We start from the raw sequence: 25,942 nt of genomic DNA on the forward strand, positions 1-25,942 counted from the left end.
CGGTCCGGAGTGCGCTCGGTTCTCCACAGCGCGGCAGTCGCCTCGCCAGTGAAATGCTACGTTCTACACGTCAGCAAGAGCGATGTGGGGGACGATGGGGATCGAGTTCGACGACGCCGCGGCCGTGCGGCTGCTCTCGTGCGCGACCGAGGTCGCGCTGGCACTCCGAGCGGGTGGCGCCGCTCGACGTGCTGACGCCGAGGACGCCCTGCACGACTTCCACGGCGCCTACGCACGACTCTACGAGCAGGCGCACACGGTCGAGTCGGAGGACAGGGTCCGCCTGGTCCGGGCGCTCGACGACCTCGCCGGGCAGCTCCACGTCGTCCGGCGCCAGGCACACGACGAACAGCGTCGACAGCACGACCTGGCAGCGTGGCACGAGCGTGAACGGCAGCGCGACCAGGTGCTCGTCGGCGTCGGGGCCCCGTTGCGACCCGCGCTGGACTGGAGCGACGCGGTGGTCGACCCGAAGCCGTCGGAGACGCCGGTCCGCCCGACGCCACTCACGGCACGGTTCCACGCGCGCACTCGTGTCCGGACGAGCAGCGGTGGCTCCGGCGGACGCAGCGGCGCGGACCCGGACCGCCTACGCCGGGTCGCTGCGCGCGCCCGCGCGCAGGACGCGGCCACCGCCCAGGAACTCACCCGTGTGCGGAACGCCTGGGTGACCTTCACCCGGACGTGCGCCTGGGTGCCCGTGGACGATGCGTCCCTCGTGCCGGGGTTCGAGGACCACCTCGCCGAGAACGCCGCGGACGCTGCCTGGCTGGACCGGATCGCGGACGCCTTCGCCGCGGCGGGAGGAGGGTCGCTGTCCGACGGCGTGCTCGACGCGGCCGGGGCGTCTCGACTGCCCCGGGAGCTCCAGCGTGTCCTCGACCCGTCGTCGACCACCGTCGAGGTCGCGGCGGCCTGGCATGCGCTCGGCTTGTCCGACCAGGACGTCGAGGCGCTGCCGCTGAGGACGAAGCTGCAGCTCGCCGGGATCGACGGGCTCCCGGCCGTGGCGCGGGACATCGCCTCGCGCGCGGTGCTCCGTGCAGCGGTCGCGAACCCGGGGCGGGTGTACCGGATGCTCGGGCTGCCGTACACGTACGGCGCGGTCGGCCTCGAGGAGTTCACGCGGCAGGTCCTGGCGCTGCGGGACGGGCTCGAGCGCGCTGACCAGTCTGCGGCCAGGCTCGCCCCGCCATCGGCGCAGGTCGGTCAGCTGGTCGGGTTCGGGACTTCGAACGGCGCGCTCGTCGCGGCGATCTCGCTCGGGGACCTCGACACGGCGTCGAACGTGACGGTGAACGTACCGGGCGCGACGACGACGGTCGGGAGTGCTCCGGAGAAGGTACGTGCTGCACACGGGCTCCTCTCGACGGCAGCACGTCAGGACCAGAGATCGTCGTTCGCTGTCGTCTCCTGGTTCGGCTACCGCGCGCCGTCCTTCCCCGAGGTACCCGGCCAAGGGCGAGCAACCACCGGTGGGGCGAACCTGGCTTCGTTCCTCGACGGCGCCGTCGACAGTCGCGCGGGAAGCCCACCGCGCTCCATCGCCGTCCTCGGGCATTCCTACGGATCGACGACAGCTGCGGAAGCACTAGCCCAGACACGTCACCGGATCGACTCATTCGTCACGTACGGCTCGGTCGGGTTCACCGACGCGACGAAGCCGGACCAGCTCAACGTCGACCGTGTGTTCGCTACCGAGGGTGAGAACGACCACGTTGCGGCCCTCGGTCGGTCAACGCGAACGGATCCTCGGGATCTCCCCGAGGTCGAGGTCTTCTCATCCGAAGCCGCCCCCGGTACGAAGGCAGTCACGGGCCACGACATGTACCCAGAGCACGGAGTCGGGTACCTCTCGTCCGGGTCAACGGCTGCACGGCAGATCGCCGAGATCATCGCGAACGGGAAGCCAGGATGAAGATCATGACCACGAAACTGCTCGCGATCGTCGTCGCTGCCCTGATCCTCGGGGTGACGGTCAGCTGCGCAGCAGGAGGGAAATCCATGCCGAAGGACGCAGCCGGTCTGACACGTGCCGACGTCTCGGAACTCAGTTTGCGCCAGGAATTCAACCGGTACCGGGAGCACTACGAGGAGATGCAACGAGTACTGGCTGCGGCACAGCGCGCGGTCCACGAGGGAGAGTGGGACTGGAACGGTGGCGACGACAACCCGCAGATCGGTGGCGACGGCCGCACTCCCCTTCCCGGCGCGGACGTCGACAACAGCTACTTCCTTGAGTCGAGCAGAGCCTGGACCCCGGAGGGAGCCACGGGTTCCAGAGGAGACCTCGATCCGATGATCGACTACTTCGAGCACCGCGGCGCGAACATGCACATCGAGCGGGTCGCCGACTCCTACTACCTCGACGGCAGCGTCCGTGACGGCTGGCACGTCGAGTACTTCATCCAACCGAGCGGCCGCTACTCCCTCACCGTGTCGAGTGACCTCTTCTGGACCAACAACGCCGACGCACTCGCCAGGGCAGTGTTCGGCCGAGCATCACTGCGATGGCCGGATCGCTCTTCTCCCGGTGAGTACCCGGAGCCGCCCGAGTGGGATGCGCCGATCATCAACCGCCCCCGAATCTGATGCAGCCACGACGACGGCCGCTCACGCTCGTCGCCCTCGTCATGACCGTGCTCCTAGCCGGTTGCGCGGCGGGAGCAGCGCAGCAGACGAAGGACGCAGCCGGACTGACGCAGGACGACGTCGCGGAACTCACGCTGCACGAGGAGTTCGATCGGTACCGGGACCGCTACCGACACATGCAACAGCTCCTCGAAGAAGCGCAGAACCAGGTGCACCGCGGGGACTGGGAGTGGGACAGGGGCGACGACCTCCCACTGGACGGCTCCAACGGTGTCGCGCCACTTCCCGGCTCGACGGTCGTCAACAGCTACTACCTCCGCGCGCCACGTTCGTGGGCACCGCCCGGCGCATCGGGGGCGAAGCGTGACCTCGATCCGATGCTCGAGCACTTCAGGGCGAAGAGATGGACCTTCGAGGTGCGAGCGCGCTCCGGCAGTCACGAGGTCCGGGCGTGGACCGGGGACGGGTGGCAGATCCAGTACTCCCTCGACGTCGACGGCCGGTACTCCCTCGATGTCTACAGCGAACCGTTCTGGACCAACGACTCCGACGCGCTGTCCGCAGCCGTCTACGGCCGAGCGACGCTGGACTGGCCGACCGAGTCCCGACCGGGTGAGTACCCGACGCCGCCGACGTGGGACGACCCGGTCGTCAACCACCCGAAGACCTGAGCAGGCGGGCGCGCCCGGCTGACGAACGGGAGGCGGCGCGCGGTCGGTGTGCACCGCCTCCCGCCCGGCAGCCGACTACGCCGCGATCGAGGGCACCTTCTCCGGGTAGTGGCACGCAGCCCGGTGGTCGACGTCCTCGCCGCGACGCGGCGCCTTCTCCGGCTCCTCCTGCTCGCACCGGCGCCGCTCGTCCTCGGGGAGGAGCGCGTAGAGCGGGCAGCGCGACCGGAACCGGCACCCGGTCGGCCGCTCGGTCGGGCTGGGCGGGTCGCCCGGCAGCAGGATCGTCCTCCGTGCCCGCTCGACGACCGGGTCCGGCACCGGCACGGCCGACATGAGAGCGGCCGTGTAGGGGTGCATCGGGCGCTCGAAGACCTCGTCGACGGCGCCCTCCTCGACGGTGCGACCGAGGTACATCACGCTGACGCGGTCGGCCACGTGCCGGATGACGGACAGGTCGTGCGACACGAACAGGTACGACAGTCCGAGCCGCGCCTTGAGCTCGGCGAGCAGGTTGAGCACGCCCGCCTGGATGGAGACGTCGAGCGCGGAGACCGGCTCGTCGAGCACCACCAGGTCCGGCTCCACGGCGAGGGCACGGGCGATCGAGATGCGCTGCCGCTGACCACCGGAGAACTCGTGCGGGTACCGGTCGGCCTCGGCCGCTCGCAGACCGACGAGCTCGAGCAGCTCCGGCACGCGGTCGGCGATGCGCGAGGACGGGGCACCGACCGCCCGGAGCGGTTCGGCGACGACGTCGTACACCGACATGCGCGGGTCGAGGCTGGCGGACGGGTCCTGGAACACCATCGAGATGCGTTGCCGGAGCGCCCGGGTGCCGGCGGCCCCGCGCGCGGTGGCGTCGGCGAGTGACTCCCCGAACAGCTCGACCGTGCCGGCCTCGGGCCGTTCGAGGTCCATGAGCTGGTGGAGGGTCGTCGACTTGCCGGAGCCGGACTCCCCGACGAGGCCGAGGGTCTCCCCGCGGCGGATGTCCAGGTCGACCCCGTCGACGGCGTAGACGTCTCCGACCTTGCGGCGGAAGACGGAGCCCTTGACGAGCGGGAAGGTCTTCGTCAGCCCTTCGACGTGCACGACGGGTTCGCGGTCGGTCCGTGTGGCCTCGATCCGGGCGCTGTGGTCCGGGATCACGGGGAGCGAGAAGATGCGGCCGGCGTCCGCGTGTGCGGCGGCGACCTCGGCGGTGCGGTGGCAGGCGGCGGTGTGCCCGACCGGCACGGTGCGGGCGGTGCCGGCAGCGGCCGTGTCGGCACCGGGTACGACGTCGACGGGCGGGGCGAGCACCGGCTCGGTCGACCGGCAGACCGCACTGACCAGGGGGCACCGGTCCGCGAAGGGGCAGGCGTCCGGCAGCCCGATGAGCGACGGCGGTGCGCCCGGGATCGGCACGAGCGGAGACCGGTCGGAGGCGTCGAGCCGCGGCAGCGCGCCGATGAGCCCGATCGTGTACGGCATCCGCGGTCGGGCGAAGAGCTCCTCGGCCGTGGCCGTCTCGACGATCCGGCCGGCGTACATCACCGCGATGCGGTCCGCGATCCCGGCGATGACGCCCAGGTCGTGGCTGACGAACACCAGCGCGGCCCCGGTCTCGCGCTGGGCGGTCCGGAGCACCTCGATGATCTGGGCCTGGATCGTCACGTCGAGCGCCGTGGTCGGCTCGTCGGCGAGGATCACGTCCGGGTCGTTCGCCATGGCCATCGCGATCATCGCGCGCTGGCGCATGCCGCCGGAGAACTCGTGCGGGAAGGCGTCCACGCGGCGACCCGGTTCGGGGATGCCGACGAGTTCGAGGAGTTCGATCGCCCGTGCTCGCGCCTCCGCCTTCGAGGCGCCGCGGTGCAGCCGCACCGTCTCCGCGATCTGGTCACCGATCGTGTACACCGGCGTGAACGCGGACAGCGGGTCCTGGAAGACCATCGCCACCTTGTGCCCGCGGAGCCGGCTCATCTGCTTGTCCGACCGGCCGAGCAGTTCCTCGCCGTCGAGCTCGACCGACCCGCTGACCTCCGTGGTGTCGGGCAGCAGCCCGAGGACCGCCATGCTCGTCACCGACTTGCCGGACCCGGACTCGCCGACGATGCCGAGTACCTCTCCGCGACGGAGTTCGAGGTCCACGCCGCGGACCGCGTGCACGGTCCCCCGCGGGGTCGGGAACCGGACGTGCAGGTCCCGGACCCGCAGGATCGGCTCCGTGGTGGTCGCGCCCGTGGTCGAGCCGTTCGTGATGGTGCTCATGCTGCTTCCCCGGTCGTCCGCGACGCTCATGCGCCCGATCCGGCCTGTGTGTTCAGCGCGGCCACGTCGACGGCCGCCTGGTTCTGGTCACGACGACGGTTCTGCTTCTGGCGCTTCCCGGTCGTCGAGGTCGGGTCCAGCGCGTCGCGGAGCCCGTCCCCGATGAGGTTCGCGGCGATCGCGAACACCACGAGGGCCCCGGCGGCGAAGTAGAAGAGCCACGGGCTCGTCAGGGCGTTGTCCTGGTTCTGGGCGATCAGCGTCCCGAGCGAGACGTCCGGTGCCTGCACGCCGAACCCGAAGTAGCTCAGCGTCGTCTCGCCGAGCACCGCGGTCGCGACCTGGATCGTGCCGTCGATGATGAGGAAGGACGCCACGTTCGGCAGGATGTGCCGGAAGATGATCCGGAACGGCCCGATGCCCATGTACCGGGCGGCCCGCACGAACTCGCGCTCCTTCACCGACAGGGTCATGGCCCGCACGACCCGTGCCGTGATCATCCAGCCGAAGACGGTGATGAGGACCACGAGGACGATCCACCCGGCGTTCTGGATGCGCGGGCTGATGATCGCGATGATGAGGAACGACGGCAGGACGAGCAGCATGTCGACGAAGAACATCACGATGCGGTCGACCCAGCCGCCGAAGTAGCCCGCCGCTGCCCCGGTGATCGCGGCGATGGCGGTCGAGAACACCGCGACGAGCAGCCCGATGAGCAGGCTCTTCTGCATGCCGCGCGCGGTCTGGGCGAAGACGTCCTGCCCGATGCCGTTCGTCCCGAACCAGTGCGCACCGCTCGGGGGCCGGGTGAACGAGGTGTAGTCGATCTCGGAGTACTGCCACGGGCTGACGAGCGGCCCGATGAACGCGAAGGCGAACAGCAGCAGGACGACGACGACGCCGATCCCGGCGCCGCGGTTCATGAAGAGCCGGCGCACCGTCTGGAGGATCCGGTTGCCCTGCGCGGTCGGACGGGCCGGCACGTCGCTGCGCGCGACGAGCGACGGGTCGACGGGTTCGATCCGGGTGTCGGTCATGTCATGCCCTCCTGACGCGCGGGTCGAGCGCAGCGGTCGCGAGGTCGGCGAGGAAGCCGGCGACGAGCACCACGACCGCCGCGAACAGCGTGTACGCCGTGACCACGTTGACGTCGTTGTTGTTGACCGCGTCGATGAACCACGACCCCAGCCCGTTCCAGGCGAAGATCTTCTCGGTCAGGGTCGCACCGGTCAGGATGCCGAGGAACCCGTAGGCGAACAGCGTCGTCATCGGGATGAGCGCCGTGCGGAGGCCGTGCTTGAACGTCGCTCGGCCGCGCGTGAGTCCCTTCGCCCGCGCGGTCCGGAGGAAGTCCGAGCCGAGCACGTCGAGCATCGTCGCCCGCTGGTACCGGCTGTAGATCGCGATGAGACCGACGGCGATCGAGATCGTCGGCAGCAGCAGGTGCGCGCCGCGGTCCAGGAGCAGCGTCCACGGTGTCCCGTCGAGCCCCGGCGTCGCCTCCCCCGTGAAGTTGATGAGCTGGCTGCCGGCGTCCTGGTTGAGCTTCGTCGCTCCGATCTTCAGGAACACGGCCGTCAGGAACACCGGTGTGGAGAACAGGACGATCGAGATCGCCGCACTCACCCGGTCGGAGATCCGGTACTGCCGGATCGCGTTCCACACGCCGACGAGCACGCCGAGCACGATGCCCGCGACCGACCCGACGAGCAGGAGCCGGAGGCTGACCCCGAGCCGCGGGAAGAACTGTTCGTTGACGGGGCGGTCCTGGATCGTCTGCCCGAGGTCACCGTGCGCGACGTCACCGAGCCAGTGCGTGTACCGGATCACGATGGGCGTCTTGTCGTTGACGCCGATGTCGTCGAGCTTCGCGTCGATGACCTGTGCTGACGGAGCCGGATTGCGCTGCGCGTACACGGAACGGGGACTGAACGTCGCTGACGCGAGGAAGTAGGTCAGCGAGGTCGCGAGGAACACGAGCACGACGTAGTACACGAGTCGCCGCCCCAGGAAGCGGATCATGGAGGCCACCATAGGGCCTGGTTTGTTTCCGGTACATGTCGTCCGACGTCCCGCCACGTAACGAAAGGACGTCGACAGCAGAAAACGCGCTCTACCCCCTTCGGAGGGCCCTAGGCTCGACGACAACTTCCAGAGGGGAACCACATGAAGCACAGGAAAGTCCTCGCGGTGACGGCGGCCCTCGCCGGCATCGCCCTCGCCGTCACCGGCTGCTCGGGCGGCTCCGGCGACTCCGGCGGGACCGGTGGGAACGACTCGGGCAAGAAGTCACTGCCGACCTCGGCCCAGATCAACGCCACACCGGTCTCCGACCTGCAGGACGGCGGCACGCTCCGTCTGCCGATCTCGCAATGGGTCTCGCAGTGGAACTACAACCAGGTCGACGGCCCGCTCGTCGACGCGTCGACGATCGAACAGGCGACGATGCCGTTCATCTACACGATCGACGCGAAGGGCGCCCCGGCACTCAACCAGGACTACGTGACGAAGGCCGAGGTCACAAGCGACGACCCGCTGACCATCGAGTACACGATCAACGACCAGGCGGAGTGGAACGACGGCACGCCGATCACGTGGCGTGACTTCGAGAACGAGTGGAAGACCACGAACGGCGAGGACGAGGCGTACCTCATCGCCGGCTCGACCGGCTACGAGGACATCGAGTCCGTCACGAAGGGCGCGACCGACCGGGACGTCGTCGTGACGTTCTCGACCCCGTTCTCGGACTGGAAGTCGCTCTTCAGCCCGCTCTACCCCGCCAGCCAGACCAGCACGCCCGAGCAGTTCAACAACGGCTACAAGGGCAAGGTCCCGGTTTCCTCCGGGCCCTACGAGATCACCGACCTCGACGAGACCGCCGGCACCGTCACGATGAAGCCGGACGACAACTGGTGGGGCGACGAGCCGAAGCTCGACCAGGTGATCTTCCGGTCGCTGGACGGCAACGCCGACGTCGACGCCTACCTCAACAAGGAGATCGACTCCGTCCTCACGACGACCTCCGAGCGCTTCGACCGTGTGAAGAAGGCGAAGAACACGAGGATCCTCGCGTCGACGTCCGCGCAGTACACGCACGTCGACTTCTCGTCGAACGGCCTGCTCAAGGACAAGCAGCTCCGGCTGGCGATCCAGCACGCCGTGAACCGTGACGCGCTCGCGCAGGTCATCGGCGGCACGCTCCCGTACAAGCTCGGCACGCTCGACAACCACCTGTTCCTGTCCACGGACAAGGGCTACACGTCGAACACCAAGCCGAACGCGACGTTCGACGTCGAGAAGGCGAAGCAGCTGCTCGACGACGACGGGTGGAAGACCGACGGCGCGTACCGCTCGAAGGGCGGGAAGAAGCTCTCCATCGCGATCACGATCCCGTCCGGCGCTCCCACGTCGCAGCAGCTGGCGCAGGTCATGCAGCAGCAGCTGAAGGAAGTCGGCGTCGAGCTGAAGCTGAAGTCGGTCGCCACGGACGACTTCTTCGAGCAGTACGTCACGCCGGGCAACTACGACATGACGATCTTCGTCTGGGGTGGCACCGGCTTCCACTCGAGCAGCGCGACGATCTACACCTCCGGTGACGTCGGCCAGAACTACGGCCGGGTCAGCTCGAAGGAGATCGACGACCTGACGAAGCAGGCCCTGTCCGAGCCGGACACGGACAAGGCGAACGCCATCTGGAACAAGATCGACGAGGAAGTCTGGGCGATCGGACACTCCATGCCGATCACCGCGAAGCCGGCGCTCGTCGCGCAGAACCCGAAGCTCGCCAACTACGGCGCGTTCGCGGGGGCGCAGAACATCGACTGGACGAAGGTCGGCTTCACCGACTGACCGTCCACGGGCGGTGCCCGCTGATCGAGGGAGGGGCCGGACGCACTGCGTCCGGCCCCTTCGTCGATCCGGTGCGCGCGCTCGCAGGGGATCCTCGGTGCGGTCCACGGATCGACGGGCCCCTGGACCGTACGATCTGCCTCATGGCCATCCCCGAGATCGGTTCCGCCGCCCCCGGCTTCACCCTGCCCGGCATGCTCGTCCGCCAGGGCGTCCGCACCGACGCGGAGTACTCGCTCGCCTCCGAGATCGGTCGCCCGGTGGTCCTCGCCTTCTACCCCGGCGATGCGACGCCCGTGTGCACCGCGCAGCTCTGCTCGTACCAGGAGGAGCTCGACGACTTCCGCGACCTCGGCGCGGTCGTCTGGGGCATCAGCCCGCAGGGACTCGACTCGCACGAGGGGTTCGCGCGCGGCGCCTCGCTCGCGTTCCCGCTGCTGTCGGACGTCGGCGGTGACGTCATCCGCGCCTACGGCGTCCACCTGCCGGGGATCGGACTCCGTCGCTCCGTCTTCGTCATCGGTCCGGACGGCGTCATCCGCTGGCGGCACGTCGGGCTCGTCGGACTGCGCTTCCCGAGCGCCCAGGTCATCCGCGGCCAGATCGAGGCGCTCGTCGTCTGACCCGTTGACAGCCGGCCGTGTCGGCGTGACCATGGTCTGGACGACGACCCCCGGGTTCGCCTCCTCGGGACATCAGGTCCGCCGGTACGCGCACGGCCCGTCTGGCCCGCTCGGTTGGTGGTCCCGAGGAGGCGCTCTCGTCACCGCCCGAGGCCGGGTCTCCTAGGCTTGCCCCATGCCCGCCCGGATCGTCGCGACGAACATGCGCCGCTTCGCCGTCGTCCTCTGGATCGTCGCCGCAGCCCTCGTCGTCATCGGCTTCGTCACGAACGGGCCGGGCGCCGCGTTGCTCGTCCCCGTGCCGTCGCTCTTCACCGTCTGGTTCGCGTGGGTCGTGCTGTGGCGTCCGCGGATCGAGATCACCGAGGACGCCCTGGTCGTCGTCGACGTGCGCCGCACCACCCGGTTCGCGTGGCGGCGCGTCCGGGAGGTCCGGACGAAGTACGGGCTCGAGGTGGTCACCGACCAGGGCGAGCAGCGCGTCTGGATCGCGCCGCGTCCGGACGCCCGCCTGGCGGTGCTCCGGCCGGGAGGCCCGGTGCCGGTAGGCGTCGCCGCTGCGGCCGACGAGATCCGCGCGTCCGTCCCCGCGCCGGTCGTGTACGACGGTGCTCCCCCGGCCACGGTCACCGCAGCCCCGATCGTGCACCGCGTCCACGGCTGGTCGATCACCGCGCTCGTCGTGCTGGGCATCGCCGCGAGCCTCGCCGGCGCGCGCCTCTGAACCGGCCCACCCCAGACGTCGGCGTCCGTCCCTCGATGACGGAACGCGCCGTCCCGTGATCGGGGCGGCGCGTTCCGGCGGACGCGAGGTGCGGCGGGTCAGCGTCCGAACTCGAAGCCGGCGCCGGGGATGGCTGCCAGCAGGTCCTTCGTGTACTGCTCCCGCGGGTTGGCGAACACCTCGTCGGTGGTCGCCTTCTCGACGATCTGGCCCTTGCGCATGACGCACACGTTGTCCGCGACCAGACGGACGACCGCGAGGTCGTGCGTGATGAACAGGTACGTCAGGTCGAGCTCGGACTGCAGCTCGGTCAGCAGGTCGAGGATCTGCCCCTGCACGAGCACGTCGAGCGCGGACACGGCCTCGTCGAGCACGATGACCTCGGGCTTGAGCGCGAGCGCGCGCGCGACGGCGATACGCTGCCGCTGGCCACCGGACAGCTCGCTCGGGTACCGGTTGACCATCGACTTCGGCAGCGACACCTGGTCGAGCAGTTCGAGCACCCGCGCGCGACGGGACGCCTTGTCGCCGACCTTGTGCGTGCTGAGCGGCTCGGCGATCGTGTTCCCGACGTTGTACATCGGGTCGAGCGATCCGTACGGGTCCTGGAACACGGGCTGCACCCGGCGACGGAAGTCGAACAGGTCCTTGCCCTTGAGCGCGCCGATGTCGATGCCGTCGAACTGCACCGAGCCGGCGGTGATCGATTCGAGCTGCAGCACGAGCTTGGCGACCGTCGACTTGCCTGAGCCGGACTCGCCGACGAGCGCCGTGGTGGTGCCCTTCGGGATCGAGAACGACACACCGTCGACGGCCTTGAGCTCGCGGGTCGCGATGCCCTGCCCACGCAGCTTGTAGACCTTCTGCAGGTCCTTCACCACGATCAGGTCCTCGGTCGGCTTGCTCTCGCGCTCGTGGGCGCGGGACAGGAGTTCGTCGTCCTCGCTGCCGGTGCCGGACGCGATGTCCACCGTCTGGTGCTGCACCTTGGACTGGATCCGACGGCTCGCGAGCGACGGCGCCGCAGCGACGAGGCGCTGCGTGTACGGGTGCTGCGGGTCGGCCAGGATCTCCTTCGACGGACCGGCCTCGACGACCTGGCCCTTGTACATCACCACGAGCTTCTCGGCACGCTCGGCGGCGAGACCGAGGTCGTGGGTGATGAACAGGACCGAGGTGCCGAAATCGCGCGTCAGGCTCTCGAGGTGGTCGAGGATGACGCGCTGCACGGTGACGTCGAGCGCGGAGGTCGGCTCGTCGGCGATGAGCAGCTTCGGTCGGCTGGACAGGCCGATACCGATCAGCACGCGCTGGCGCATGCCGCCGGAGAACTCGTGCGGGTACTGCTTGAGCCGGCTCTCGGCGTCGCCGAGCCCGGCCTCCTGCAGGACCTCGACGGCACGGGCACGGACGGCGGCCTTGCCCGTCGCCATCCCGTTCGCCTTGATCGCCTCTTCGACCTGGAAACCGATCTTCCAGAGCGGGTTGAGGTTCGACATCGGGTCCTGGGGGACGTAGCCGATCTCGGTGCCGCGGATCTCGGCCATCTGCTTCTCGTCCATGCCGACGAGCTCGCGCCCGTTCAGCTTGATCGAGCCGCCGGTGATCTGGCCGGTGCCGGGCAGGAGCTTGATGATCGCCTGGGCGCTCGTCGACTTGCCCGATCCGGACTCGCCGACGATCGCGAGGCGTTCGCCCTGCTCGAGCGTCATGTTGACGCCGCGCACGGCCTGCACGAGACCGCTCTGCGTCCGGAAGCCGACGTGCAGGTCGGTGATCTCGAGCAGCGGGGCGCCGGCTGCACCGGACGTCCGGGCGTTCGGCTGGGTGAGTGTCTCGCTCATCGGCGGGCCCTCGCCTTCGGGTCGAGCGCGTCGCGGACCACGTCACCGAGGAGGAGGAACGCGAGCACGGTGATGGACAGGGCGGCGGACGGCCAGAAGATGGTCGACGGGTTCGTGCGGATGGAGGTGCGCGCCGTGCCGATGTCGAGACCCCAGCTGAGCGCCGACGGCGGCAGACCGATGCCGAGGAACGACAGGGTCGCCTCCGCGACGATGAACGTCCCGAGCGAGACGGTCGCGACGACGATGACCGGTGCGAGCGAGTTCGGGATGACGTGCTTGACCAGCGTCTGGAAGCGGCTGACACCGAGCGCCGCCGAGGCGGTGACGTAGTCGGACTGCTTCGCGCTGAGCACGGCACCGCGCATGATGCGCGCGATCTGCGGCCAGGCGAACACGGCGAGCACGAGCGAAACCGTGATGGCGTTGCGCTGCGGGATGACCGACATGATCACGATCGCGCCGAGGACGGTCGGGATCGAGAAGAAGATGTCCGCGATGCGGGACACGACCGCGTCGAGCCAGCCGCCGTAGAACCCGGCGATCGCGCCGATGACGACGCCGACGATCGTGACGAGCACGGTCGCGAGCAGCCCCACGAGCAGCGAGTTCTGTGCACCCCAGATGACGCGGGCGAACACGTCGGACCCCTGACGGGTGTACCCGAGCGGGTGTCCAGCACGGGCACCCTCGTCGCTGTAGTCGAGGTTCGCGGCGCGCGGGTCCACGTGCGTGAAGAGCCCCGGGACGATCGCGACCACGAGGATCAGCAGGATGAGGACCGCGGAGACCCAGAACGTGGGACGACGACGCATGGACTCCCACGCGTCGGTCCACAGCGAACGGGTCTTCTCGTCCACGTTGACCTGGTCGACCGCCTGCAGCGGCGTCTCCTCGATCGGGGCGACGTAGTGCGTGGCCGATCGCGGTTCGGTGTTACTTGGCATAGCGGATCCTCGGGTCCAGGACGGCGTAGAGCAGGTCGACCAGGAGGTTGGCGAGCATGAAGATGATGACCATCACGGCGACGAACGACACCACCGTCGGGCCTTCGCCGAGCGTGACGGCCTTGTAGACCGTCCCACCGACGCCGTTGATGTTGAAGATGCCCTCGGTCACGATCGCGCCGACCATCAGGCTGCCGATGTCGACGCCCAGGTAGGTGACCACGGGGATGAGCGAGTTCCGGAAGATGTGCACGGTCACGACGCGACGACGGGACAGGCCCTTCGCGGTCGCGGTGCGCACGAAGTCGGCGCTCATGTTCTCGGCGACGCTCGCGCGGGTGAGGCGCACGATGTAGGCGAACGACACGGTCGCGAGCACGATCGCCGGCAGCACGAGCTCCGACCACGGCGCTTGACCGGAGACCGTGACACGGAACAGCCCGAGGTTGATGCCGAAGACGTACTGCAGCAGGAAGCCGACGACGAAGGTCGGCACCGAGATGAGCAGCAGCGAGACGACGAGCGCGGTGGCGTCGAACCACTTGCCCTTGCGGAGCCCGGCGATGACGCCGACGAGGATGCCGGCGACGGCCTCGAAGACCAGCGCGAGGATCGCGAGACGGGCGGTGATCGGGAACGCCTGGGCGAGCTGCTGGCTCACCGGGAGGCCCGAGTACGTGACCCCGAGGTCACCGCGGAAGAGACCGCCGACCCACAGCAGGTACTGGATGATGAACGGCTTGTCCAGGTTGTACTGCGCCCGGAGCTGCTCGATCACCTGCGGCGACGGCTGGCGGTCGCCGAACAGCGCGGCGATCGGGTCGCCGGGCAGCGAGAAGACCATGAAGTAGATGAGGAACGTGGCCCCGAAGAACACGGGGATGAGTTGCAGGAGGCGCTTGCCGAGGTACCAGAGCATCAGATCCCTGCCTGGTACGGAGCGCGCATGTCGTTCAGGTTCATGTCGTGTGGGGTGGACGGTCCGAGGGTCGGCACGGGTGTCCGGTGCGGGCGGCGGCGCCCGCGGTCGTGGGGGAAGGTGTAGCCGCCGTGGTACGGGGGTTCGGGGACCGTGTGGTCCCCGAACCCCCGTCCGGTTGGCCGCGGAGCAGGATACCTGCTCGCGATGGGTCCTCCGCGAGGACCGGTGTTACTTGGTGACCTCGATGTCGTAGTACAGCGGCACCGAGTCCCAGCCGAACTTGACGTTCTTCACGTTGTCCGCGGACCACACGCCGGTGACGTTGGAGTACCAGAGCGGGATCTCGGGGAGGTCCTGGAACAGGAGCTCCTGCGCCTGGTCGAAGAACTTGTTGCCCTCTTCGACGGTCGCGGCCGAACGGCCCTTGGCGAGCAGCTCGTTGTACTCGGCCGAGTCGTAGCGCGAGTAGTTGTTCGACGAACCCTCACCCATGGTCGGGCCGAGGAAGTTGTACAGCGACGGGTAGTCGGCCTGCCAACCGGTACGGCTTCCGCCCTTGAGCTTGTCGTCCGTCTGGAGCTCGAGCGCCTCGGCGAACGTCGGGACCGCGTTGCCCTCGGCCTTGATGCCGAGCGTGTTCGAGATCGAGTTCGTGACGGCGGTCACCCATGCCTCGTGGCCACCATCGGCGTTGTAGGTGATGGTGAGGGTGTCGTCGTACTTCGACATCTTGTCGGCTTCGGCCCAGAGCTTCTTGGCCTCGTCCGGGTCGTACTTCAGGACGTCGGAGCCCTTCAGGTCGCCGGTCCAGCCGTCGATCACCGGGGAGGTGAAGTCCTTCGCCGGGGTACGGGTGCCCTGGAAGATCTTGTCCGTGATCTGCTTGCGGTTGATCGACATCGAGATCGCCTCGCGACGCAGCTGACCCTCCTCGCCCTTCCAGTGGTCGAGGTAGTAGGGCAGGTAGATCGCCTGGAAGATCGCGGCGGCCTGGTTGACGTTCGAGTCGGGGAAGTCCGACTTGTAGGTCGAGAACGCGGCGTCCGGCACGGCGTCGAGGACGTCGAGGTTGCCGCCCTGGGCGTCGGAGTACGCGGTGTCCTGGGTGCTGTAGAACGTGATCGTGAGACCGCCGTTCTTCGGCTTGCGCTTGCCCTGGTAGTCCTCGTTCGCGACGAGCTTGATGTCCTGGTTGTGGGTCCAGGCCTTCTTGCCGTCGAGCTTGTACGGACCGTTGCCGATCGGGTTCTCACCGAAGGCCTTGGGGTCGTCGTAGAACGCCGAGGGGAGCGGCACGAAGGCGTTGTAGCCGAGCGACAGCGGGAAGTCCGACTGCGCCGACTTGAGCGTGACGGTGAACTCGTCGTCGTCGACGACCTTCAGGCCGGTGAGCTCGGAGTCCTTGTCGGCGTCGTAGCCCTCGATGTTCTCGAAGAAGTAGCTCGCGCCCTGGGCGTTCGACTTCTGCGCCGCCCAGTTCCACGCCTTCGTGAAGGACTCCGCGGTGATCTCCTCACCGTTGGTGAACTTCCACCCGGTGTTGATCGTGATGTCGAAGGTCTTGGAGTCGTCGGTCTCGACGCTCTTCGCCAGTTCCTTGACCGGCTTGCCGTCGGCGTCGTAGGTGAACAGACCGTCGAACAGCGACGTGATGATCTTGCCGCCACCGGTCTCGGTGGTGTTCGACGGGATGAGCGGGTTCTGCGGCTCGCTGCCGTTGGTGGTGACGATGCCGTTGGCGTTCGTGGAGCCGGAGCCCGAGCCACTTCCGCCACCGTTGCCGGAGCAGCCGGTCAGGGCGAGAGCTGTGGCCCCGAGCACGGCGAGGGCAGAGAGCCCAGCGCGCTTCTTGATCAAGAGTTCCTCCTGGTGCATGGGACGCGCCGGGTACAGAGGTCCCTCCCGCCGCGTTTGACTCCTGAACTGTAGGCAGTGCTGAGGGGCCCGTCCAAACCCAGCGCACATCGGTTACACGTCTGAAACCAAGTTGCAGGATCGTTGCGGCAAAGTGCAACTTCCCCGCGTGCGCGAGCCGGGATCAGGTGATCTGTTGCGTTTGCATCGAGGTCCGTGCATCGTCCAGGTGACGTCCCGGTGAACCACAGGTGTGGTCGAGAGCGGCTCGTGGTCGGAGCGCTCCACCGTCGTCGTCAGGATGGCGATCCTGCTACGCGAACGCCTCGATCGGCGGGCACGCACACACGAGGTTGCGGTCCCCGTACGCCTGGTCGATGCGGCGCACCGGCGGCCAGTACTTGCGCGTCGCCTGCCCGGCCGACGGGTAGACCGCCTGCTCCCGCGTGTAGGCGTGGTCCCACTCGCCGGTGATGACCGACGCTGCCGTGTGCGGGGCGTTCACGAGCGGGTTGTCCTCCGCCGGCCACTCCCCCCGGCCGACCGCGTCCGCCTCGGCCCGGATGGCGAGCATCGCGTCCACGAAGCGGTCGAGCTCGGCGAGGTCCTCGCTCTCGGTCGGTTCGACCATGAGCGTGCCCGCGACCGGGAACGACATCGTCGGGGCGTGGAAGCCGTGGTCGATGAGCCGCTTCGCGACGTCGTCGACGGTGATCCCCGTCGCCTCCCGCAGCGGGCGGAGGTCGAGGATGCACTCGTGCGCGACCAGACCCGACTCGCCCGTGTACAGGACCGGGAACGCCTCGCGCAGCCGCGCCGCCAGGTAGTTCGCGCCGAGCACGGCGACCTCGGTGGCGCGGGTGAGGCCCTCGACGCCCATCATCCGGACGTAGGTCCAGGTGATCGGCAGGATGCTCGGGCTGCCGTACGGCGCGGCGGAGACCGGACCGCCCGCGTGCGCGAGCCGGCCGTCCTCGGTCGACGCCTCGGCACCCGTCCGCCGGTCGGCCTCCTGCGCCATCGGGTGCCCGGGCAGGAACGGTGCCAGGTGCGCCTTCGCGGCGACCGGCCCGACGCCCGGACCGCCACCACCGTGCGGGATGCAGAAGGTCTTGTGCAGGTTGAGGTGCGAGACGTCCCCGCCGAAGTCCCCGAATCGGGCGTGCCCGAGCAGCGCGTTGAGGTTCGCGCCGTCGACGTAGACCTGGCCGCCGGCGTCGTGCACGGCGTCGCAGACCGCGGTGATGTCGTGCTCGTACACCCCGTGGGTCGACGGGTACGTGATCATCAGCGCGGCGAGCTGCTCGGCGTGCTGCGCGGTCTTCGCCCGGAGGTCGTCGAGGTCGACGTTGCCGTCCTCGTCGCAGGCGACCACGACGACCCGCATGCCGGCGAGGACCGCCGACGCCGCGTTCGTGCCGTGCGCGCTCGACGGGATGAGGCACACCGTGCGTGCCTCGTCGCCGCGAGAGCGGTGGTAGCCGCGGATCGCGAGGAGTCCGGCGAGCTCGCCCTGGCTGCCCGCGTTCGGCTGCACCGAGACGGTGTCGTAGCCGGTCACCTCGGCGAGCCAGGTCTCGAGGTCCCCGATCATGTCGAGGTAGCCCTCCACGTCCCCGCGCGGGGCGAACGGGTGCAGTCGGGCGAACTCGGGCCACGTCACGGCGGCCATCTCGGTCGCCGCGTTGAGCTTCATGGTGCAGCTGCCGAGCGGGATCATGCCGCGGTCGAGCGCGTAGTCCTTGTCGGACAGGTGCTTGAGGTAGCGCATCATCCGCGTTTCACTGCGGTGGGCGCTGAACACCGGGTGGGTCAGGAACGCGCTCGCGCGCTCCAGCCCGGACACGACGCCCGTGGTCGCGTCCCGCACGGCGGTCTCGATCGCCGGGACGGTCACGTCGGTCGCGCCGAACACCCGGGCGAGGGCGACGACGTCCTCGGGCGTGGTGGTCTCGTCGACCGAGAGCTGGAGGGTGTCGGCGTCGACGAGGTGCAGCAGGTACCCGGCCTCGTGCGCTGCCGTGACGACGGACTCCGCGCGGCCGGCGAACCGGAGCGTGACAGTGTCGAAGAAGGCGTCGTGCACGAGCTCGGCGCCGGCTGCGCGGGCGACGTCGGCGAGGGCCGTGGCCGTCCGGGCCACCCGGGACGCGATGAACCGCAGGCCCTCGGGCCCGTGGTAGACCGCGTACATCGACGCCATGACCGCCAGCAGCACCTGCGCGGTGCAGATGTTGCTCGTCGCCTTCTCGCGGCGGATGTGCTGCTCGCGGGTCTGGAGGCTGAGCCGGTAGGCCATGCTGCCGTCGGCGTCGAAGGACACCCCGACGAGTCGGCCCGGCAGCTGACGCTCGAGGCCCGCGCGGACGGCGAGGTACCCGGCGTGGGGTCCGCCGAACCCGAGCGGGACGCCGAAGCGCTGGCTGGTCCCGACCGCGACGTCGGCGCCGAGGTCACCGGGGCTCGCGAGCAGCGTCATCGCGAGCAGGTCCGCCGCGACGACGGCGATGCCGCCACCCGCGTGGACGCGCTCGACGGTACGGCTCGGGTCGACGATCCGGCCGGAGGCGCCGGGGTACTGCAGGACGACGCCGAAGGCACCGTCGAGCTGCTCGTCGGTGGGGCCCTCCGCGGCGTCGAAGGACCGCAGGGTGATGCCGACCGCCTCGGCGCGGTGGCCGAGGATCGCGGCGGTCTGCGGCAGGAGGTCGGCGTCCACGAGGAACGCGTCACCCTTCACCTTCGAGGCGCGACGGGCGAGGAGCATGCCCTCGACCACGGCCGTGCCCTCGTCGAGCATCGAGGCGCCCGCGGTGGCCATGCCGGTGAGGTCGGACACCATCGTCTGGAAGTTGATGAGCGCCTCGAGCCGGCCCTGCGAGATCTCCGGCTGGTACGGCGTGTAGGCCGTGTACCAGCTCGGGTTCTCGAGCACGTTCCGCTGGATGACCGCCGGCGTGTGCGTGTCGGAGTAGCCCAGGCCGATCATCGCCCGGCGGACGGTGTTGCGCCCGGCCACGGCCCGCAGTTCGGCGAGCGCCTCGGTCTCCCCCACCGCGGTCGGCACGCTCGAGTGCGCGACCGGTGCGGCGTGGATCGACTCGGGGACGGCTGCCCGGACGAGGGCGTCGAGCGACGGCTGGCCGACGACGTCGAGCATGGCCTGCTGTTCGGCCGACGTCGTGCCGATGTGGCGGTCGGCGAAGGTGGTCTGCAGGTTCGTCGACGTGGTGAGGTCCTGGTCCGCGGTCATGCGATCGAGGCCCGGTACGTGTCGTGGTCCATGAGGTCCTCGGGGAACGTCGTGCCGTCGACCTTGAGCTTGACGAGCCAGCCGGCGCCGAACGGGTCGTGGTTGATGGTGTCCGGGGTCGCGACGACGGCCTCGTTGACCTCGACGACCTCGCCCTCGATGGGAGCGAAGAGCTCGCCGACGCTCTTGGTGGACTCGATCTCACCGAGCTGCTCGCCGGCGGTCGTGGTGGTGCCCACGGCGGGGAGCTCGACGTAGACCACGTCACCGAGCTGCTCGGCGGCGTGGTCGGTGATGCCGACGGTGACGACGTCGCCCTCGACGAGGATCCACTCGTGGTCCTTGGTGTACTGCAGTGCGGTCTGGTCGGTCATGGGATCAGCCTTTCGAGGCGCGGCGGTAGAAGGGGAGCGCGGTCACGGTGCCGGGGATGGCGGTGCCACGGACGTCGATGTGGAGGACCTGTCCCCCGTCGGCGCAGTCCGGGTCGACGAACGCCATCGCGACCGGGTGGCCGAGCGTCGGCGAGAGCGCGCCGGAGGTCACGGTGCCGACGACGACCCCGTCGCGCAGGACGTCGTACCCGGCACGGGCAGCACGGCGTCCCTCCATCACGATGCCGACGAGGACGCGGGCGTCGGGGGCCGGCTGCACGCCGGCGTCGCCGACGAAGGACCCCGAGGTGGCGACGACCCGGCCGAGTCCGGCCTGTGCGGGTCGGACCGAGGTGTCGAGCTCGTGGCCGTAGAGCGGCATGCCGGCCTCGAGGCGGAGGGTGTCACGCGCCGCGAGCCCGGCGGGCACCACCCCGCGCTCGGCCCCGGCGGCGAGCAGGGCGTCCCAGATCGCCGGGGCCACCTCGGTGTCGCTGTACAGCTCGAAGCCGTCCTCGCCCGTGTACCCGGTGCGGGCGATGAGCACCTCGCTGCCGTCGAACAGGGCGTGCAGGACGCGGTAGTACCGGAGCTCGTCGAGCGGGGACTCCGGCTGCAGACGATCGGCGACGACGAGGGCGTCGAGCGTGCCCGCTGCGGCCGGCCCCTGGATCGCGACGAGGGCCGTCCGGTCGGAGTCGTCCGACACGAGGACGTCGAACCCGGCGGCACGGTCCTGCATGGCCGCGACGGCGACGTCCCGGTTGCCGGCGTTCGCGACGACGAGGAAGACGTCCTCACCGGTGCGGTACACGACGAGGTCGTCGAGGATGCCGCCGTCCGGGGTGAGGAGCAGCGAGTACTTCGCCCGGCCGACCGGCATCGCGCCGAACGACCCGGCGAGTGCGGCGTCGAGGTAGGGGACGGCGTCGGGTCCCTGCACGCCGATCTCGGCCATGTGCGACAGGTCGAACACCCCTGCGGCTCGGCGCACGGCGTGGTGCTCGGCGAGGTCCGACGAGTACCGGACCGGCATGCGGTGGCCGGCGAAGTCGGTGAAGGTCGCACCGGCGGCTTCGTGCGCTGCCTCGAGCGGCGACGAACGCAGTGGTTCGGACAAGACGGAGTCCTCCTGACATCGGCAGGGCCCGACGACCGTCGTCGGGTGCGGAACTCCCCCTCTGTCATGGGCCTGAGAGCTTCACCGCGGCCCGTGAGGTCCTGCGGCTTTCACCGTGGGCGAGACGGTGCGCCGCGGGATGCGCCCACGTCGATCGCGTCTGCTTTTCAGAGTGGCCTGTCCGCTGCGGTGTTGGACCTGAGAGATTGGCGGGGAGCTTGCTCCTTCGGTGCCCGGGACCGGAGGAGCATCGATGATGCGCTGCGATCCGGTCGGGCTCTCCCGCGGCGGGTGGTCGGCCGTCGTGTTCTGTTGTCCGCTGAGCATACCGAGCCCGCGTTACGGGCATGTGTCGGACTGCGCGTCCGGCGGTCTCCCCGACCACCGACCCGGTCCTCGGCGACGGGAGCACCGGTCGGCCGTTCGACATCACGTAGAGTGGCGGTCGTGGCAGGACAGCGATCGCGCCCCCGTGGGCAGCTCGAGCAGGCGGTGCTCGACACGCTCTGGTCCGCCGACGCCTCGGCGAGCGACGGGCTCACCGCCCGCCAGGTCCTCGACGCGTTCGGGGAGCCCCGGCCCGCCCTGACGACGGTCCTCACCGTGCTCGACCGGCTCGGTCGCAAGGGTGCGGTGCTGCGCGAGGAACACGCGGATGCTCCGCTGACCTTCCGTGCCGCGCACTCGCGCGAGGACCACACCGCGTCGCTCATGTCGACCGCGCTCGCCGCGGCCTCCGACCGTGAGGCCGCGCTCCTGCAGTTCACCGGCTCGCTCGCGTCCGGGGACCTCGAGGTCCTCCGCCGCGCGATCGACTCGCGCACCCGTCCCTGACCGGTCCGTCCCGTGGTCGTCACCGGCGTCTGCCTGGTCGTGCTCGCCCTCGCCGTGGTCGCGTTCGTCCCGCGCGTGCTCACCCGGGCGGGGTGGACGATCGACCGCCCGCGGACGGCGATCGCCGCATGGCAGGCCGCGGTGGTGGTCGGGACGGCCGGGTTCGTCGTCGGCATCGCCTTGGTCGTGCTCGCGGACCGGCCGCTGGGCGACCCGTTCGGCATCGGCGACTCGCCGAGTCACGGGCTCAACGTGGGCGTCGCCGTCCTCGCCGTGATCGCGTTCGCCGTCGCGGTCCGCGTCCGACCGAGTCCCGCGCACGCGGCCGTGCGCGAGGCCTTCCGCGCCGGCGCAGCACCGCACCGCGAGGTGGACGGCACCCTCGTCGCGGTGCTGCAGGCCGACACCGCCCTGGCGTGCGCCGTGCCCGGCCGGTCGGGCGGTGTCCTCGTCAGCACCGGGCTCGCCGACCGGCTGCGCACGGACGAACTGGAGGCCGTGGTCGCCCACGAGCGTGCCCACCTCCGGCAGCACCACGCGTCCGTCGTCGGCTTCGCCGAGTCCGTGGAACGGGCCGTGCCGTGGGTCCCGGGAGCACGGGCGATGGCCCGGTCCACCCGTGTCCTCGTCGAGTTCGCCGCCGACGACGCCGCCGCGCGTCGCGTCGGCCGCGACGCGCTCCGTCGGGCGGTGCTGGTGGCGGACGGGACCGGTGCGCTCGGCGCGGTCCGGGCCTCCCGGCTGTCCTGAACCGGACGGGAGGCCCGCGCTGCGTCCGCCTGTCGGCGCACGGGGCTAGCCTGGTCCGGTCCGCCACCGCGAGGGGAACCGTGCAGCCGCTCACCGAATCCGACATCCGATCGTCCTTCGTCAACGCGACGCCCGACGAACTCGCGCAACTCCCGATCCCGGGGCTGCACGAGACGTTGTGGAACGAACGCGAGTACCTGGGCTGGCGTGACCCCCAGGCCGCCCGCCGGGGGTACATGGTGTCCTGGATGGACGGCAAGCCCGTCGGCATCGTCGTCCGGGCCGCGGGTGGTTCGCTCCGTCCGGGCATCGCGGCGATGTGCTCGTTCTGCCACTCCCCGCAGCCGGCGACGCAGGTGCGCCTGTTCTCCGCTGCCCGCGCGGGCGAGGCCGGCCGGAACGGCAACACGATCGGCTCGTACATCTGCGAGGACCTCGGCTGCTCGATGCTCATCCGCACGGCACCGCCGCACCTCAACCCGCCGGCGACGATCGCGATGCGGTCCGAGTCGTTGCTCGCGCGGCTGCACAACTTCACGGCCGACATCATGAAGACGGCGTGACGCCGGACCGCTTCCGCACCGCACGGTGGGCCGTCGCCGAGGAGTTCGGGGACGGCCGGTGGCGTCTCACGCTCCGGGACGAGGCCGACGACGAGCTCGGCGCGTTCGGCCTCGGCGTCGAGGGGCCGTGGGACCCCGACGTCGAACCCCACGTGGCGTTCGTGCTCGTGCAGCTCGGGCTCGCGCTGACCGGCACCCGTCCGTGGCGCGAGGACGAGCTCGGCGACCAGCGCGCACCGGTCCTGCCGCTCGGCTGACTCCGCGCCCGGTCAGTCCGCGGCGGCGAAGTTGCGGAGGACCTCGCGGTCGTCACCCGACCGGGACGCCCAGACGAGTTCGCTGCGGTGCGCGCTGCCCTCGAGCGGCAGGAGCAGCACCGTGTCCGGGGCCGCCAGCGCCGCGCTCTCCGGCAGCACCGTCACCCCGAGGCCGACGCCGACCAGGTGCAGCACGGTCGCCCAGGTCGTGGCCTCCTGCACGATCACCGGACGCCGACCACCCGAGGCCACGGGCGCGGTGTTCCGCTCGGTGGCGAGCCTGCCGGCCTCGGCGGGGAAGAACACGAACGGGTCGTCGAGCAGCTCCGGCCCCCGGATGCTCGGCCGCCCGGCGAACCGGTGGTCGCGCGGCACCGCCGCCACGAACGGCTCGCTCCGGAACCGGGTGAACCGCACGCCGTCGACCGGGTCCGGGTCGCGCACGACGGCCAGGTCGAGTTCCCCGCGCTGGACCGCGGTGACGAGCCGCGAGGAGAACCCCTCGGTGAGTTCGACGCGCACGAGGGGGAAGCGCTCCCGGAACCGCTGCACGCGCTCGATCGGACCGAGTGGCAGCGCCGAGACGACGAACCCGACGTCGAGCCGCCCCGCCTCTCCCCGTCCGACCCGCACGGTCTCGTCCAGGTCCCGTCGGGCCTGCGCCAGGAGGGACCGCGCCCGCCCCTGCAGCACCCGACCGGCGGGCGTGAGGGCGACACTCCGCGAGGTGCGCGCGAACAGCTCCACGCCGAGGGCGACCTCGACGCGGCGGATGAGCTGGGACAGCGCGGGCTGCGCGATCCCCAGGTCGACGGCCGCCCGACCGAAGTGCAGTTCGCCGGCGAGCGCCAGGAACGCCCGGAGCTGTCGGAGGTCGACCTCGGGAGCACGATCCATAGCGGGATGCTATCGATCCGACCGAACGAGTATTGGACGTGTCTGGTTCGGCGACCCAGGATGGAGGCATGCCCGCCACCACCGAGGTCGTCATCGACGACATGTCCTCCGCCGCCGACGCCGCCGCGTTCCGCTCCCTGAACGAGCGGTGGATCACGACGTTCTTCACACTCGAGGACGAGGACCGTCGACTGCTCGGCGACCCCGTCCAGCACATCGTCGAGCCCGGCGGCGTCGTCCTCGTCGCCCGACTCGGCTCCGACGTGGTCGGCTGCGTCGGGCTCGCCCCGCACGGCGACGACGCGTTCGAACTCGTGAAGATGGCCGTCGACCCGGACCACCAGGGGCACGGCACCGGACGCCGGCTCATCCGCGCCGCGGTCGACCGCGCCCGGGAGCTCGGCGCACGCCGGGTGCTCCTCGAGACGAACAGCGGACTCACGAGTGCCGTGCACCTGTACGAGACGACGGGGTTCCGTCACCTCCGCACCGACGAGCACCCGCCAAGCCCGTACGTCCGAGCGGACGTGGCGATGGTGCTCGACCTCTGACGCCGGTGACGCAGGCCGGAGCGCGCACCTGTTGACGGGCCTCCCGGCCGGTCCGCGTACGGTCCTCGACATGCCTCGCGACCAGTACGAGTACAGCGACCCGACGACCCGGTACCCGAACACCAGCCCGGAACCGCAGCAGCAGCCGGAGCCCGGCCTGGAGTCGCGGATGGACCCGAAGCCGGACCACGGTGAGGACTCCTACCGCGGCACCGGGCGCCTCACCGGGCGTCGCGCGCTGATCACCGGCGCCGACTCCGGGATCGGCGCGGCCGTCGCGATCGCCTACGCGCGCGAAGGCGCCGACGTCGCCCTCGCCTACCTGCCCGACGAGGAGGAAGACGCGCAGCGGATCGTCGCCCTGGTCGAGGCCGCCGGCCGCAAGGCCGTCACGATCCCGGGCGACCTCACCGCTCCGAACTACCCCGCAGCGCTCGTCGAGCGGGCCGTCGCCGAACTCGGCGGGCTCGACGCGATCGTCAGCTGCGCCGGCAAGCAGCACTGGCGCGCCGAGGTCACCGACATCCCGGACGACCAGCTCGTCGACACCTTCACCGTCAACGTGCTCTCGCTCTTCCGGCTCGTGCAGGCGGCGCTCCCCCACCTGGAGCCCGGCTCGACGATCATCACCACCGCGTCGATGGAGGCCTACCAGCCCGCTCCCGACCGGCTCGACTACGCGGCGTCGAAGGCGGCCGTCAACAACTTCTCGAAGGGGCTCGCGCAGCAGCTCATCCCGCGCGGCATCCGCGTGAACGTCGTCGCGCCCGGGCCGACCTGGTCGGTGCTCCAGGTGTCCGCCGGGGTCGACCCCGAGACGCTGCCGGACTTCGGGTCGAGCGAGTCGCCGATGGGTCGCCCCGGGCAGCCCGCCGAGCTCGCTCCCGCGTACGTGTTCCTGGCCTCGCACGAGTCGAGCTTCGTCGCGGGCGAGACCCTCAACGTGAACGGCGGCATGGTCACGCCCTGACCACTCCGAGCCGGGGGCCGCTCCGAGCCGCGGCCGCTCCCACCCGCTGGCCGGCCGGGGCGCTCCGCCGTCCTGGCCGGTCCGCTGGTGC

The 25,942-nt window shown here is 70.2% G+C and carries 23 protein-coding genes and 1 riboswitch; of the genes, 12 read left to right on the forward strand and 11 right to left on the reverse strand.

Features of this window, described 5'->3' with window-relative positions:
- The first annotated feature begins 94 nt into the window (after positions 1-94).
- From DEJ16_RS01565 to DEJ16_RS01575, 3 genes are read left to right on the forward strand one after another with little or no spacing between them, the layout of a single operon-like run.
- Positions 95-1,918 carry an alpha/beta fold hydrolase gene (locus DEJ16_RS01565; RefSeq protein ID WP_181419406.1) on the forward strand — a complete coding sequence of 608 codons (1,824 nt, stop codon included), beginning with the start codon at positions 95-97 and terminating at the stop codon, positions 1,916-1,918.
- A gap of 5 nt (positions 1,919-1,923) precedes the next feature.
- Positions 1,924-2,592 carry a hypothetical protein gene (locus DEJ16_RS01570; RefSeq protein ID WP_146232775.1) on the forward strand — a complete coding sequence of 223 codons (669 nt, stop codon included), beginning with the start codon at positions 1,924-1,926 and terminating at the stop codon, positions 2,590-2,592.
- A gap of 41 nt (positions 2,593-2,633) precedes the next feature.
- On the forward strand, positions 2,634-3,263 hold the full coding sequence (locus DEJ16_RS01575) for a hypothetical protein (RefSeq protein WP_146232776.1): 630 nt from the start codon (positions 2,634-2,636) through the stop codon (positions 3,261-3,263).
- 75 nt (positions 3,264-3,338) lie between these two features.
- On the opposite strand, the gene DEJ16_RS01580 is transcribed toward DEJ16_RS01575, so the two are convergent.
- From DEJ16_RS01580 to DEJ16_RS01590, 3 genes are read right to left on the reverse strand one after another with little or no spacing between them, the layout of a single operon-like run.
- The gene (locus tag DEJ16_RS01580) at positions 3,339-5,519 is read right to left on the reverse strand and encodes an ABC transporter ATP-binding protein (protein WP_110823989.1); all 2,181 of its coding nucleotides are present in this window, start codon (positions 5,517-5,519) and stop codon (positions 3,339-3,341) included.
- A 26-nt stretch (positions 5,520-5,545) separates the two neighbouring features.
- Positions 5,546-6,556 carry an ABC transporter permease gene (locus DEJ16_RS01585; RefSeq protein WP_110823672.1) on the reverse strand — a complete coding sequence of 337 codons (1,011 nt, stop codon included), beginning with the start codon at positions 6,554-6,556 and terminating at the stop codon, positions 5,546-5,548.
- Position 6,557: 1 nt separating this feature from the next.
- Complete coding sequence (locus tag DEJ16_RS01590) at positions 6,558-7,541, reverse strand: ABC transporter permease (protein WP_110823988.1); 984 nt, start codon at positions 7,539-7,541, stop codon at positions 6,558-6,560.
- A gap of 144 nt (positions 7,542-7,685) precedes the next feature.
- On the opposite strand from DEJ16_RS01590, the gene DEJ16_RS01595 reads away from it, so the two are divergent.
- The 3 genes from DEJ16_RS01595 to DEJ16_RS01605 all read left to right on the forward strand — a co-directional run bounded on the left by DEJ16_RS01595 (position 7,686) and on the right by DEJ16_RS01605 (position 10,715).
- Entirely contained in the window at positions 7,686-9,368 is a 1,683-nt protein-coding gene (locus tag DEJ16_RS01595; protein ID WP_110823671.1) for an ABC transporter family substrate-binding protein, read from the forward strand.
- A gap of 143 nt (positions 9,369-9,511) precedes the next feature.
- Positions 9,512-9,991 carry a peroxiredoxin gene (locus DEJ16_RS01600; RefSeq protein ID WP_110823670.1) on the forward strand — a complete coding sequence of 160 codons (480 nt, stop codon included), beginning with the start codon at positions 9,512-9,514 and terminating at the stop codon, positions 9,989-9,991.
- 175 nt (positions 9,992-10,166) lie between these two features.
- Positions 10,167-10,715: a PH domain-containing protein gene (locus DEJ16_RS01605; protein WP_110823669.1), complete on the forward strand. Its 549-nt coding sequence runs from the start codon at positions 10,167-10,169 to the stop codon at positions 10,713-10,715.
- A gap of 98 nt (positions 10,716-10,813) precedes the next feature.
- On the opposite strand, the gene DEJ16_RS01610 is transcribed toward DEJ16_RS01605, so the two are convergent.
- The 7 genes from DEJ16_RS01610 to gcvT form a co-directional block, all read right to left on the reverse strand.
- The gene (locus tag DEJ16_RS01610; protein ID WP_110823668.1) at positions 10,814-12,559 is read right to left on the reverse strand and encodes an ABC transporter ATP-binding protein; all 1,746 of its coding nucleotides are present in this window, start codon (positions 12,557-12,559) and stop codon (positions 10,814-10,816) included.
- The gene (locus DEJ16_RS01615) at positions 12,556-13,506 is read right to left on the reverse strand and encodes an ABC transporter permease (protein ID WP_110823667.1); all 951 of its coding nucleotides are present in this window, start codon (positions 13,504-13,506) and stop codon (positions 12,556-12,558) included. Before DEJ16_RS01615 ends, DEJ16_RS01610 begins: the two co-directional genes overlap by 4 nt.
- A complete protein-coding gene (locus DEJ16_RS01620) occupies positions 13,496-14,425 on the reverse strand; it encodes an ABC transporter permease (protein ID WP_110823666.1) in 930 nt (309 codons plus the stop codon). Before DEJ16_RS01620 ends, DEJ16_RS01615 begins: the two co-directional genes overlap by 11 nt.
- 231 nt (positions 14,426-14,656) lie before the next feature.
- Positions 14,657-16,285: an ABC transporter substrate-binding protein gene (locus DEJ16_RS01625; protein WP_181419407.1), complete on the reverse strand. Its 1,629-nt coding sequence runs from the start codon at positions 16,283-16,285 to the stop codon at positions 14,657-14,659.
- A gap of 310 nt (positions 16,286-16,595) precedes the next feature.
- The gene (gcvP, locus tag DEJ16_RS01630; protein WP_110823664.1) at positions 16,596-19,535 is read right to left on the reverse strand and encodes an aminomethyl-transferring glycine dehydrogenase; all 2,940 of its coding nucleotides are present in this window, start codon (positions 19,533-19,535) and stop codon (positions 16,596-16,598) included.
- Positions 19,532-19,909, reverse strand: coding sequence for a glycine cleavage system protein GcvH (gcvH, locus tag DEJ16_RS01635; protein ID WP_110823663.1), 378 nt, complete (start codon positions 19,907-19,909; stop codon positions 19,532-19,534). Before gcvH ends, gcvP begins: the two co-directional genes overlap by 4 nt.
- A gap of 4 nt (positions 19,910-19,913) precedes the next feature.
- The gene (gene gcvT / locus DEJ16_RS01640; RefSeq protein WP_110823662.1) at positions 19,914-21,029 is read right to left on the reverse strand and encodes a glycine cleavage system aminomethyltransferase GcvT; all 1,116 of its coding nucleotides are present in this window, start codon (positions 21,027-21,029) and stop codon (positions 19,914-19,916) included.
- A gap of 177 nt (positions 21,030-21,206) precedes the next feature.
- Positions 21,207-21,324: riboswitch (glycine riboswitch) on the reverse strand.
- Between the two features lie 152 nt (positions 21,325-21,476).
- On the opposite strand from gcvT, the gene DEJ16_RS01645 reads away from it, so the two are divergent.
- From DEJ16_RS01645 to DEJ16_RS01660, 4 genes are all read left to right on the forward strand, one after another.
- On the forward strand, positions 21,477-21,863 hold the full coding sequence (locus DEJ16_RS01645) for a BlaI/MecI/CopY family transcriptional regulator (protein WP_110823987.1): 387 nt from the start codon (positions 21,477-21,479) through the stop codon (positions 21,861-21,863).
- A gap of 12 nt (positions 21,864-21,875) precedes the next feature.
- Positions 21,876-22,613, forward strand: coding sequence for a M56 family metallopeptidase (locus DEJ16_RS01650; RefSeq protein ID WP_110823661.1), 738 nt, complete (start codon positions 21,876-21,878; stop codon positions 22,611-22,613).
- Between the two features lie 80 nt (positions 22,614-22,693).
- Entirely contained in the window at positions 22,694-23,176 is a 483-nt protein-coding gene (locus tag DEJ16_RS01655; protein ID WP_181419408.1) for an FBP domain-containing protein, read from the forward strand.
- Complete coding sequence (locus DEJ16_RS01660) at positions 23,173-23,433, forward strand: hypothetical protein (RefSeq protein WP_110823659.1); 261 nt, start codon at positions 23,173-23,175, stop codon at positions 23,431-23,433. The genes DEJ16_RS01655 and DEJ16_RS01660 overlap by 4 nt, the downstream gene beginning before the upstream one ends.
- A gap of 12 nt (positions 23,434-23,445) precedes the next feature.
- On the opposite strand, the gene DEJ16_RS01665 is transcribed toward DEJ16_RS01660, so the two are convergent.
- Complete coding sequence (locus tag DEJ16_RS01665) at positions 23,446-24,330, reverse strand: LysR substrate-binding domain-containing protein (protein WP_110823658.1); 885 nt, start codon at positions 24,328-24,330, stop codon at positions 23,446-23,448.
- 68 nt (positions 24,331-24,398) lie between these two features.
- Between DEJ16_RS01665 and DEJ16_RS01670 the strand changes: the two genes are divergently transcribed.
- The gene (locus tag DEJ16_RS01670) at positions 24,399-24,881 is read left to right on the forward strand and encodes a GNAT family N-acetyltransferase (RefSeq protein ID WP_110823657.1); all 483 of its coding nucleotides are present in this window, start codon (positions 24,399-24,401) and stop codon (positions 24,879-24,881) included.
- A gap of 70 nt (positions 24,882-24,951) precedes the next feature.
- Positions 24,952-25,851, forward strand: a complete 900-nt coding sequence (locus DEJ16_RS01675; protein ID WP_110823656.1) for an SDR family oxidoreductase — start codon at positions 24,952-24,954, stop codon at positions 25,849-25,851.
- Positions 25,852-25,942 lie beyond the last annotated feature (91 nt).

The organism is Curtobacterium sp. MCJR17_055 (assembly GCF_003224335.1).
Lineage (GTDB): Bacteria > Actinomycetota > Actinomycetes > Actinomycetales > Microbacteriaceae > Curtobacterium.